General features: G+C 69.0%; 10 protein-coding genes. All 10 read left to right on the forward strand.

All coding sequences use genetic code 11. The features are described 5' to 3' along the window. Positions 1-310: 310 nt before the first annotated feature. From AC4D2F_RS13025 to AC4D2F_RS13070, 10 genes are read left to right on the forward strand one after another with little or no spacing between them, the layout of a single operon-like run. Positions 311-1,048 (forward strand): TAXI family TRAP transporter solute-binding subunit, encoded by a 738-nt coding sequence (locus AC4D2F_RS13025; protein WP_490911103.1) that lies wholly within the window; start codon positions 311-313, stop codon positions 1,046-1,048. 3 nt (positions 1,049-1,051) lie between these two features. Further along, a complete protein-coding gene (locus AC4D2F_RS13030) occupies positions 1,052-1,555 on the forward strand; it encodes a hypothetical protein (protein ID WP_490910913.1) in 504 nt (167 codons plus the stop codon). After that, positions 1,552-3,750, forward strand: coding sequence for a TRAP transporter permease (locus tag AC4D2F_RS13035; RefSeq protein WP_490910914.1), 2,199 nt, complete (start codon positions 1,552-1,554; stop codon positions 3,748-3,750). Before AC4D2F_RS13030 ends, AC4D2F_RS13035 begins: the two co-directional genes overlap by 4 nt. Beyond that, complete coding sequence (locus AC4D2F_RS13040; RefSeq protein ID WP_490910915.1) at positions 3,747-4,997, forward strand: MFS transporter; 1,251 nt, start codon at positions 3,747-3,749, stop codon at positions 4,995-4,997. Before AC4D2F_RS13035 ends, AC4D2F_RS13040 begins: the two co-directional genes overlap by 4 nt. Continuing rightward, the gene (locus AC4D2F_RS13045; protein WP_490910916.1) at positions 4,994-5,899 is read left to right on the forward strand and encodes a dihydrodipicolinate synthase family protein; all 906 of its coding nucleotides are present in this window, start codon (positions 4,994-4,996) and stop codon (positions 5,897-5,899) included. Before AC4D2F_RS13040 ends, AC4D2F_RS13045 begins: the two co-directional genes overlap by 4 nt. Beyond that, positions 5,899-6,672, forward strand: a complete 774-nt coding sequence (locus tag AC4D2F_RS13050) for an SDR family oxidoreductase (RefSeq protein ID WP_490910917.1) — start codon at positions 5,899-5,901, stop codon at positions 6,670-6,672. The genes AC4D2F_RS13045 and AC4D2F_RS13050 overlap by 1 nt, the downstream gene beginning before the upstream one ends. A 32-nt stretch (positions 6,673-6,704) precedes the next feature. After that, a complete protein-coding gene (locus AC4D2F_RS13055; protein ID WP_490910918.1) occupies positions 6,705-7,604 on the forward strand; it encodes a fumarylacetoacetate hydrolase family protein in 900 nt (299 codons plus the stop codon). A gap of 35 nt (positions 7,605-7,639) precedes the next feature. After that, positions 7,640-8,857: a CaiB/BaiF CoA transferase family protein gene (locus AC4D2F_RS13060; RefSeq protein ID WP_490910919.1), complete on the forward strand. Its 1,218-nt coding sequence runs from the start codon at positions 7,640-7,642 to the stop codon at positions 8,855-8,857. Positions 8,858-8,862: 5 nt separating this feature from the next. After that, the gene (locus AC4D2F_RS13065; protein WP_490910920.1) at positions 8,863-10,023 is read left to right on the forward strand and encodes an acyl-CoA dehydrogenase family protein; all 1,161 of its coding nucleotides are present in this window, start codon (positions 8,863-8,865) and stop codon (positions 10,021-10,023) included. Between the two features lie 4 nt (positions 10,024-10,027). Further along, positions 10,028-11,794: an IlvD/Edd family dehydratase gene (locus AC4D2F_RS13070; protein WP_490910921.1), complete on the forward strand. Its 1,767-nt coding sequence runs from the start codon at positions 10,028-10,030 to the stop codon at positions 11,792-11,794. Positions 11,795-11,803: the final 9 nt, after the last annotated feature.

Here is an 11,803-nt window from a genome sequence, read left to right on the forward strand (position 1 = left end):
CCCAACCAGCCAGTTACCAACAACGACAGAGGAGAAAAGCCTTGAGCACCCAACAACGAAGCCGGAAGCGTCTTTGCGCAGCAGCACTGATCGCCCCCGCACTCTTCCTTTCAGCCTGCGGCAGCCCCGAGCCCAGTTCCAGCGGCGGAGGAGGCGGGGCCGAGGGCGGGGAAGGCGGGTCGCTTTCGATCGCGACCGGCGGCACCGGCGGCGTCTACTACCCCTTGGGCGGTGGCTTCGCCACGGTGATCCGCGACAACATCGACGGCTATGACGCGACGGTGCAGGAACCAATGCCTCCGTGGACAATATGCTCCTCATCGAGAACGGCTCCGCCCAGCTCGCCTTCTCCGTGGGCGACGTGGTGTCCGACGCCGTGGAAGGCGTCGGCGAGTTCGAAGGCAACGCCATCGACATCTGCTCGCTCGGCAACATCTACAACAACTTCATGCAGGCCGTCAGCGTCGACGGAACCGGCATCCAGTCCGTCGAGGACATGGCAGGAAAAGTGGTTTCCGTCGGGGCGCCCGGCTCCGCAACCGAGGTCGCAGCGCTGCGCATCCTCGAAGCCGCCGGCATCGACCCCGAGACCGGGGTGGAACGCCGCCAGCTCGGCGTCGCAGAAACCGTGGCCGCACTGCGGGACGGCACCATCGACGCCGGGTTCTGGTCCGGCGGGCTTCCTACGGGCGCGCTCATCGACCTCGCGAGTGACGGCGACATGGTGCTGGTTCCCATCGGCGAATACGCGGAGCCACTGGCGTCCGAGTTCGGCGACTACTACGTCGCAGAAGACATTCCCGCCGACACCTACGAAGGCCAGACCGAAGCCGTTCCCGCGATCGCCTCACCGAACCTGCTGGTGGCCAGCCCCACGATGGACGAACAGCTCCAGGAGGACATCACCCGGTCGATCTTCGAGAACGAAGAGGCACTCATCCAGGTCCACCCCGCCGCCGAAGAGCTCGATGCCGCCACCGCCGGCGACATCTCCTACATCGAGACGTGCCCAGGCGCTCAGACCTACTTCGACGAGGCCGCAGGCTAGGCCATGCGCAAGCCGGCCGCCGTCGTCGTCCCCCTTGCATGCCTCGGCATGCTCGGGGGCCTGGGGTTCGTGAATTCGTCCGGTCAACCGGACGTGTCCATCAGCATCACGAACGACGACGGCGAGCTGGCGAGTGTCCCGCTCACCGGGACCAGCTTCTCCGTGAGCTACCGCAATTCGCTGTACGGCACCCGGGCCGAGGAACGCTACACCCTTGGACCCGACGGCACCTTCGTGCTCGACCAGATCGCAGCCGACCAAGTCGCGGTACTGGAGGAGTACTACGCAGTTCCCGGCGCCCCGTCAGCCGCCGGAGACACCGATCGCCGGGAATGGGTGGTGGAGCCGGACCCAGCGCGGCCCGCGGTGTTCGAGGAACTCTCGATCGCCGCGACCGACCTGGGACAGCGCACCCTGCACGTGCAAGGCGCTCCGCCGCTCGAACTGTGGAGCCTGGTCGAAGACGACAACCCGTTCGTTGAGTTACATCTCGAGGAGACACCATGACCGAGCGACCAGACGGCAACGGCGCCGTGAAGGCGCATGCTTCCGCTCCTGCTTCTACGCACAAAGCGCCCGCGCCGGGCAAGCAGGCGGACCTTGCGAGGGAGAAGGAGAACGACCCGGTCAGCCCTCTGGAGCGAGAGGACATCATCGACGAGGAAGCGCTGATCGCCGAGTACGAGGCGGAGAAGCCGGCGCGGCACCTCAGCGGGACCCCTGCCCTGCTGATCAAGATCGCCGGTGCAGGGCTTTCGCTGCTGGCCCTCTACTGGGTCTTCAACCCCATGGCCACCCAGTTCTACCTCCCGCTGTTCCTCGGGATCGGCCTGTCCCTGACCTTCCTCGTCTACCGGGGCCGGGGACGATCGGAATCCTCCAAGGCGAAGAGGCCGGGGGACAACCCGGGGATCGCCGACTGGGTTCTGGCGATCGTGGCACTGGTGCCGTTCCTGTACATCATCTCCGACTGGGACGGCTTCTTCCGGCGGGCGATCACCCCCACCTACCTCGACCTGGCCATGGGCGTGATAGCCATCCTCGTGACCCTCGAGGCGTCACGCCGGACCGTCGGGATCCTTGTGCCACTGGTGGTCGTGGGCTTCTTCGCCTACGCCTTCTTCGGCTCGTGGGTTCCCGCCCCGTTCAACACCTCGTCCTTCGACTGGGTCCGCCTCGTCGGTCACAACGTCATGGGCACACAGGGGCTTTTCGGTGTCCCCACCGACGTGGCAGCAACCTACATCATCCTGTTCACCATCTACGGAGCGGTGCTCGGGGCATCCGGCGCCACCAAGTTCTTCATCGATCTTTCCTTCTCCGCCTTCGGCCAGTCCAAGTCCGGTCCGGGCCGCACGGTGACCCTCGCAGGATTCCTCCTGGGCACGGTCTCGGGCTCGGGCGTCGCCACCACGGTGACCCTCGGCGGTATCTCCTGGCCGCTGCTGCGCAAGGCCGGCTACCCGAAGGAACACGGCGGCGCCATCCTCGCCGCCGCCGGAATCGGCGCGATCATGTCCCCTCCCACCCTGGGTGCGGCCGCCTTCATCATCGCGGCGCTCCTCGGTGTGTCCTACCTCCAGGTGCTGATCTGGGCCACCATTCCCACCGTGCTCTACTACTTCGGGATCATCCTGGCCATCGAGATGGACGCACGCCGCTTCAAGACCAAGGCTGTGGACTTCGACGTCAAGCCGGTCGGCAAGCTGCTGCTGCGCTTCGGGTACCACTTCAGCTCCCTCGTCGCCATCGTCGTCTTCATGGCCATGGGCATGACGCCGTTCCGCGCCGTGGTCTACGCGACGTTCCTTGCCTTTGCCCTCAGTTTCCTCGACCGCGCCTCCTGGATGACCCCTAGGCGCATCTTCGACGCCCTTGCCACCGGTGCCACGGGAGCGCTCTCCGTGATTCCCGTCATGGCGGCAGCCGGGCTGATCGTCGGCATCATGACACTGACCGGACTGGGCCTGAAACTCGCCAACATCATCGTGGACTTCGCCGGCGGGAGCCTGCTCCTGACGGCCATCTTCTCGGCGATCTCGGTGATCCTCCTGGGATTGGCGGTCCCCGTGACCGCGAGCTTCATCATCTCGTGGGTCATCATCGGGCCCGCCCTGCAGGACGTTGGAGTTCCCGGGTACGCCGCGGCGATGTTCATCTTCTACTACTCGGTACTCAGCGAGGTCTCCCCGCCCACCGCGCTCTCACCGTTCGCAGCATCCGCGATCACGGGTGGTAAACCGATCCAGACCATGTGGCTCACCTGGCGCTACACCCTATCTGCGTTCCTCGTGCCGTTCATCTTCGTGCTCTCCGGCCCGGGCGTCGGGCTGCTGCTGCAGGGCGGCATCGGCACCATCGCCCTGGCGTTCAGCGTCTCGCTCCTGGCCGTGGGTGCCCTCGCGGTGGCCACCGGAGCATGGCTGTTCGGCCCGGCCCGCTGGCCCGAACGGATCCTGCTGGGGCTGGGCTCACTGCCGATGCTCGTCATGGAGCCGATGTACATCGGCATCGGCATCGCGATCATCGCCGTAGGAATCGTCGTGCACCTCCTCGGCCTCAAGCTGCACAGGAAAGACCCCTCAACGGATGCTGCCACCAGCCAAACCGGCTCGGAAGGATCCGGGGCAGCAGGCGCCACCGCCACCGATGGATCGCCTGATACCGGCGGCCAGGCTCCGCGCGCTTCCGGCTCGGCGTGACCACTGCACAGCCGCCCGGTGCGGGTGGCACCCTGCTCCAGGCCGTCACCGTCACCACCCTGGGCGTGCTGCCCGCTTTCCTGGTCGGTGCCCTCGCCGTGCAGATCCGGGCCGACCTGGGCATCGGTCCCGCCGAGATGGGCATCGCGGCAGCTACCCTTTTCGCGGTCTCAGGGGTGGCGGCGCGCCGGCTCGGCCGGCTCGTCCAGCGGATCGGGGCGTCCAAGGGGATGGTGGCCTCGGCCGTCCTGGCGGCGGTCGCCCTCACCGGAGCAGGCCTGGCGCCGACGTTCGGCGTACTGATCGCCGCCCTCGTGGTGGGCGGACTGGCCAATGGCCTGGCCCAGCCGGCGGCGAACCTCGGAATATCCCGGGCCGTCGACCCGGGCCGACTGGGGCTGGCGTTCGGCATCAAGCAGTGCTCCATCCCCGCGGCCGGCCTCATCGGCGGCCTCGCTGTTCCGGGCATCGCCCTGATCCTGGGCTGGCGCTACGCCTTCGCGCTGGGTGTCGTCCTGGCCGTGGGGCTGGCCCTGTGGGCCGGCCTCACAGCGCAGGGACCGGACCGCCCGACGACCGGACCTGCAGCACCCGCCGACCGCGGAACCCCCCGGCGCGGACTCGTGCTGCTCGCCATCGGCGCCGGCCTCGCGGCGGCCGCCGCGACGTCCATGGGGGTATTCCTCGTCGATTCGGCGGTGGAATCCGGGATGTCGCCCAGCGCGGCAGGCTACCTTTTCGCCGGCGCCGCCCTCCTGGGGCTCTCGATCCGCATCGTGCTCGGCGCCGCCATGGACCGGTACCCGCACCGCAGCCCCTACGTCCTGGTGGCCAACCTGCTGACGATCGGTGTGGGTGGCTACCTCCTCCTCGCCTTCGGCTCCTCGGCGGCATTCATCTGCGGAGCGCTGCTCACCTACGCCGCCGGCTGGAGCTGGCCCGGGCTCGTCCACTTCGCGGTGGTACGCGACAACCGGCAGGGCGCCGCCTCGGCCACAGGGGTCCTGCAGACCGGGCTCTCCCTCGGCGCTGCCGCCGGCCCCCTGCTCTTCGGCTTCCTGGTGGCCGCGACCTCCTACCGGGTCGGCTGGCTGACCGCCGCAGTCGTCGCACTGCTTGCCGCAGCGACGTTCCGGCTCGGGCGCCGGAGCATCCGCGCCGCACGGTCGGCGGCTGCCGCGCCGGACGCCACTCCCCTTCCTTCCACCAACGGTGGAGGACCATCGATGAAAGGAAAGTCCCGATGACCGAACCGATCCCTCACCTCTCCCCCGGACTCTGGGGGGTGCTGGCGACGCCCTTCAGCGGACCGGAGTTCGCCGTCGACACCGCCTCACTCCGCCGTGAGGTCCAGCTGTACACCGCGCTGCCTGCCACCGGGATGGTGGTCCTCGGTGTCTTCGGTGAGGGTGCGTCGCTGACCGCTGCCGAGCAGTCCCTCATCGTCCGCACGGTCGCCGAGGAGGCGGGGAGCACCCCGCTCGTCGTCGGCCTGTCCGCCCGCACCACCGCCGTCGCCATCGAGCAGGCCTCCACCGCCGTCGAGGCCGCCGGTGGCAACCTCGCGGCGCTCATGGTGCAGGCGAACACCGGCGACCCGGACATGCTGTCCGCCCACCTGACGGCCATCCACCGCGCCACGGGAGCGGGCATCGTGCTGCAGGACTACCCGGTGGCGTCGGGCGTGAAGATCAGCGCCGAACAGATCCTGCGCGTCCTCGAGAAGTGCGACTTCATCGTCGCCGTGAAATCGGAAGCGCCCCCCACCGCGTCCGCGATCGCGAAACTGACCCGCTCCACGAACGTTCCCGTCTACGGCGGGCTGGGCGGCGTGGGACTCCTGGACGAGCTCGCGGCCGGCGCGGCCGGCGCCATGACCGGGTTCTCCCACCCCGAAGGCCTGCAGATCGCGTTGACGGCCTTCGCCGACGGCGGTTTCCCTGCTGCCCGTGATGCCTTCGCACCCTGGCTGCCCCTCGCGAACTTCGAAGGCCAGCCCGGAGTGGGCCTTGCCCTGCGCAAGGAGATCCTGCGCCGCCGTGGCATCATCGCCGACGCATCGGTCCGGCCGCCCTCACCGTCGTTGCCGCGTGAACTCGCGGACCTGATCGACGCACACCTCGACGCAGTACGAATGGAGATCGCCTGATGGACACCGGACTGACAGGAAAGAACGTGCTCGTGCCCGGAGCGAGCTCCGGGATCGGCCTTGCCATTGCGCAGGCCCTCGGCGCCGAGGGAGCGAACGTCGTCCTCGCCGCGCGCCGCGAGGACGTGGTGAAGGCCGAGGCGGCCCGCCTGCCCTCCGCCGTCGGAATCGCCATGGACCTGAACGACGACGGCGCCCCGGCCGCCCTCGTGGAGGCCGCGGAGAACGCTTTTGGGCCGATCGACGTCCTGGTCCTCAACAGCGGCGGGCCTCCTCCCGGCGGAGCGGCCGACATCACCGACGAGCACGCCCTCGCCGCCGTCAACCAGCTCCTGCTCCAGCACCTGCGGCTCACCTCCCTCGTGCTCCCCGGTATGAGGGAGCGCGGCTGGGGGCGGATCGTGGCCGTCGGATCCAGCGGCGTCCAGCAGCCGCTGCCCAACCTCGCACTGTCGAACCTCGGCCGTGCCGGGCTCGCCGGATACCTCAAGACCCTAGCCGCCGAGGTCGCCGCCGACGGCGTCACCGTCAACATGGTGCTCCCCGGCCGTATCGACACGGAGCGCGTCGCGTCCCTGGACTCGGCCGCGGCCAAGCGGACGGGCGCCACCCCCGCCGAGGCGCGTGCCGCCTCCGAGGCCGGCATCCCGGCTCGCCGGTACGGCACTCCCGCCGAGTTCGCCGCCGTCGTCACCTTCCTGGCCAGTGCGCCGGCGTCGTATGTCACCGGAGAACAGATCCGGTGCGACGGCGGCATGGTCCGCGCCTACTAGAACCCCCGCCTCCGACTCGAAAGGGCAGCATCATGGCTCCCAGCATCCTGCACCTCTGTTCGATCACCTCCCCGGCCGACGACCCGGGAACCGCCGGCCCCGGAACCACCGGGACCGAGACGGCGGCCGTCGTCCACCCGCGGCGGGGTCTCGCACGGGTGTCCGATCTCCTGCCCGGTTTCACCGGTGACATCCTCGACGTCCTCACGGGGGATCTCCTCGGCGACCTCGACGCCGCCGCGGAGTCCGCCGATGACGCCGTCTTCAGCAGCCCCGATGGCGCCGTCTACGGCGCCCCCTACCGCCACCCCCGCATGCTCTGGGGCATCGGGCTGAACTATGTGGAGCACGCCTCCGACCTCTCCGAGGGCGTGCCCGAAGAACCGGCATCGTTCATCAAGGGCGACCACACCGTCATCGGACCGGGAGAGGCCATCCCCATCCCCGAGCAGAGCGAGCGCACCACCACCGAAGCCGAGGTGGCGGTCGTCATCGGCAGGTACTGCCGTAACGTGGAACCCGAGGACGCACTGGACTACCTCGCCGGCGTCGTGCCCGTGCTGGACCAGACGGCTGAGGACATCCTGCAACGCAACCCGCGGTTCCTCACCCGCTCCAAGAACTTCCCCGGGTTCTTCTCCTTCGGCCCCCGGATCGTGCCGTTGGCCGAAGCCGTGGGTGACGGAACGCTCGCCGACATGGAGGTCGCCACCGTGGTCAACGGCGAGGTGAGGCGCAGCAACACGGTGTCCCACATGCGCTACGACCCGGCCTACCTGATCAGCTTCCACAGCAAGGTGATGCCGCTGTATCCGGGGGACATCATCTCCACGGGAACACCCGGCGCCATCCACGTCACCCCCGGGGACACGGCCGAGTGCCGCGTTGCCGGCGTCGGCGTGCTCAGCAACCCCGTCACTGCGTCCAGCTAGGGCTGCAGACCTACTCTCCTGGAGGACGAATCCCCTTGAGCACGAATACGGACAGGCCACCGGCCGATGCGACACCGGCAGGACACTCTGCGCCCGGGCCACTGGAGGGGCTGAAGGTCGCCGACTTCTCGCGGGTGCTCGCCGGCCCGTTCGCGTCCATGATGCTGGCCGATTTCGGGGCGGACGTCCTGAAGGTGGAGAGCCCGGCCGGAGACGACACGCGTTCCTGGGTCCCACCGGTCGACGAGCACGGCGTGGGCACCTATTTCTCCAGCGTGAACCGGAACAAGCGCTCCGTGGTCTGCGACCTCCGCACCGACGAGGGACTGGCGAGGGCCCTCGCCATCGCGCTGGAAGCCGACATCGTCATCGAGAACTTCCGGCCCGGGGTCATGCAGCGTTTCGGGCTGGACTACGCATCCCTCGTCGAACGTCGGCCGGACCTGGTGTACTGCTCCATCACCGGCTTCGGCAGCACGGGAGGCGCGCACCTGCCCGGCTACGACCTCCTCGTGCAGGCGGTGGGAGGGCTGATGAGCGTCACCGGTTCGCAGGACTCCGAACCGAGCAAGGTCGGGGTGGCGCTCGTGGATGTGGTCACCGGCCAGAACGCCGTGGTGGGGATTCTTGCCGCGCTGCGCTCCAGGGATGCCACCGGAAGGGGCCAGCGCGTGGAGGTCAATCTGCTGTCGTCCCTGCTCTCCGGGCTGGTCAATCAGGCGTCGAGCACGCTGGCGACCGGCGAGGCACCCCAGCGGATGGGGAACGCCCACCCCAGCATCGCCCCCTACGAGACCCTGCTGACAGCGGACGGCCCTGTGGCGATCGCCGTCGGGACGGACAAGCAGTTCGAGTCACTGGTCCGGGTCCTCGGCGTCCCGGAACTCGCCGTCGACCCCCGTTTCCGGGGAAACTCGCAGCGCGTGGCGCACCGGGACGCCCTGAAGGTCCTGCTCGAGGAACAACTCGGCACCAGGAGCGCCGTCGAATGGGCCCATCTCCTCAGTTCCGCGGGCGTGCCCGCCGGCAAGGTGAATTCCATCGCCGAGGCGCTCGCTCTCGCCGAGGACCTGGGGCTCGCCCCGGTCATCGAGATCACCGACACCGCCACCGGACGCACCAGCCAACAGGTGGCCAACCCGATCCGCCTCTCCGAGACACCCGCGAGCTACACGCGGGTACCCCCGCTCCTCGGGGAACACGACGGAGCAACGTTCACACCCAACCTCCAGCCCGCCGCTACCGGAAAGTAGACCCCATGACCGACCGTTCAGACCTTCTCGACATCGACGCACTCCTGACCGAGGACGAACGCGCCCTGCGCGACCGCGTCCGCGGATTCGTGGACACCGCGATCAAGCCGAACATCGCCGACTGGTACGACCGCGGGGAGTTCCCCCTCGAGATCGTGCCGCGCATGGCAGAACTCGGGCTGCTCGGCATGCACATCAAGGGCTACGGCTGCCCCGGCCGGAGCTCCGTCGAATACGGGCTCGCGGCCATGGAACTCGAGGCCGGCGACTCCGGGCTGCGCACCTTCGTCAGCGTCCAGGGCTCCCTGGCGATGAGCGCCATCGCGAAGCACGGGTCGGAGGAGCAGAAGAACGAATGGCTGCCGAAGATGGCCGCCGGCTCGGCGATCGGCTGCTTCGGCCTCACCGAACCCACCGGAGGGTCCGATCCCGCCAGCATGCTCACCTTCGCGAAGCGGGACGGCGACGACTGGATCCTCAACGGCAGCAAGCGCTGGATCGGCCTCGCCTCGGTGGCCCAGGTGGCCATCATCTGGGCGATGACCGACGACGGCGTGCGCGGCTTCGTCGTACCGACCGACAGCCCGGGGTTCAAGGCCACCCCGATCGTCCAGAAGCTCTCCATGCGGGCGTCCATCCAGTGCGACGTCGAACTCACCGACATCCGGCTGCCCGGCACCGCGCTGCTCCCGAAGGCGAAGGGACTCCGCGGCCCCTTCGAGTGCCTCAACGAGGCCCGTTACGGCATCATCTGGGGCGCCATGGGAGCCGCACGCGACAGCTACTACGCCGCACTCGACTACTCGCTGGAGCGGCTGCAGTTCGGCCGACCGCTGGCCGGCTACCAGCTCACCCAGCTCAAGCTCGTCAACATGGCCCTCGAGATCAACAAGGGGATGCTGCTGGCCCTGCAGACGGGACGCCTCAAGGATGCCGGAACCCTGCAACCCCACCAGATCTCCGTGGGAAAGCTCAACAACTGCCGCGAGGCCATCGAGATCTGCCGGGAAGCGCGCGCGATGCTCGGGGGGAACGGTGTCACGCTCGACTACTCCCCGCTGCGCCACGCGAACAACCTGGAAAGTGTGCGCACCTATGAAGGGACCGACGAGGTGCACACGCTGATCCTCGGCAGTCACATCACCGGCATCCCCGCGTTCCGGTAGTCGCATGACGGAATCTGCTGCTCCCACCGGCCGGGCCTCCGGGATCCGGCGCGGCCTCACCAGCTACGGCGACGAGGGGTTCTCCCTCTTCCTCCGCAAGGCCTTCATCAAGGGTGCCGGGTACTCGGACGACGCCCTGGACAAGCCGGTCATCGGCATCGTCAATACGGGCAGCGGCTTCAATCCGTGCCACGGCAACATGCCCGCGCTGCTCGACGCCGTCAAGCGGGGCGTGTTGATGGCCGGCGGGCTGCCCATCGACTTCCCGACCATCTCGCTCCACGAGAGCTTCTCGCAGCCCACCAGCATGTTCCTGCGCAACCTCATGTCGATGGACACCGAGGAGATGATCCGCGCGCAGCCCATGGACGCCGTCGTGCTCATCGGCGGCTGCGACAAGACGGTCCCGGCGCAGCTGATGGGCGCGGCGTCGGCGGGCGTCCCGGCGATCACGCTGGTCACGGGGTCGATGCTGACGGGCGGTCACCGCGGGCAGCGCGTGGGTGCGTGCACGGACTGCCGGGCGTTCTGGGGGAAGTTCCGCAGTGGCGAGATCGACCGGCAGGAGATCGACGACGTCAACTCGCGGCTCGTGGGAAGCGTCGGCACGTGCTCCGTCATGGGCACCGCCAGCACCATGGCATGCCTCACGGAGGCGATAGGCATCGCCCTCCCCGGCAGCGCGAGCCCCCCGGCCGTGACGGCCGACCGCGTGCGGATCGCCGAACGGACCGGGACGCAGGCGGTGGCACTCGCCGAACGGGGCACGGAGATGAGCACCGTCCTCACGCGGCAGGCCTTCGAGAACGGGCTCCGGGTCCTGCTGGCCATCGGCGGCTCGACCAACGCGATCATCCACCTGACCGCCGTCGCCGGCCGGCTCGGGATCCGTCTCGACCTCGAGGACCTCGACCGGATGAGCGCCGAGACACCCGTTCTGGTGGACCTGAAACCGACGGGCGCCTACTACATGGAGGACTTCCATCGAGCCGGCGGGGTGCCCGCTGTCCTGCGGGAGCTCGGGGACCTCATCCACCGCGACGCGCCGACGGTCACGGGCCGTACCCTGGGCGAGGACCTGGACGCCGCGGGGCCCGGCTTCCCCTCCGACATCGTGCGGCCGCTCACCGACCCGGTGTATCCGGAGGGCAGTCTCGCCGTCCTGCGCGGCAACCTCGCTCCGGGGGGCGCCATCATCAAGCAGGCAGCGGTGTCCGCCCATCTGCTGGAGCACACGGGCCGTGCAGTGGTCTTCGAGGACGCGGCAGACCTCGCGGCGCGGATCGACGACGACGCCCTCGACGTCACTGCCGAGGACGTCCTCGTCCTGCGGAACATCGGCCCTGTCGGAGCACCCGGCATGCCCGAGGCCGGCTACCTTCCCATTCCCCGGAAGCTCGCCGCGCAGGGGGTGAAGGACATGGTGCGCATCTCGGACGGCCGGATGTCGGGCACCGCTGCGGGCGCCGTCGTCCTGCATGTCACACCCGAGTCCGCGGTCGGCGGGCCGCTGCGGCTCGTGCGGACCGGCGACACCATCACCTTGAGTGTCAGCCGTCGCGCGATTCACCTCGACGTCTCCCCCGAGGAGCTGATGCGGCGCGAGGACGAGCTGGGCCCACCCTCTCCCCCGGCCGCCGCGCGCGGGTACCGGAAACTGTATGTGTCGGAGGTGACCCAGGCCGACGAAGGGTGCGACTTCCGGTTCCTGCAGAGCACGGAACTCCCGGATCGGGACGCTCCGCGGAGCCTGATCCAGGAGCCGGGCTGAGAGGGCTCG

Source organism: Arthrobacter sp. TJ-263 (genome assembly GCF_058269155.1).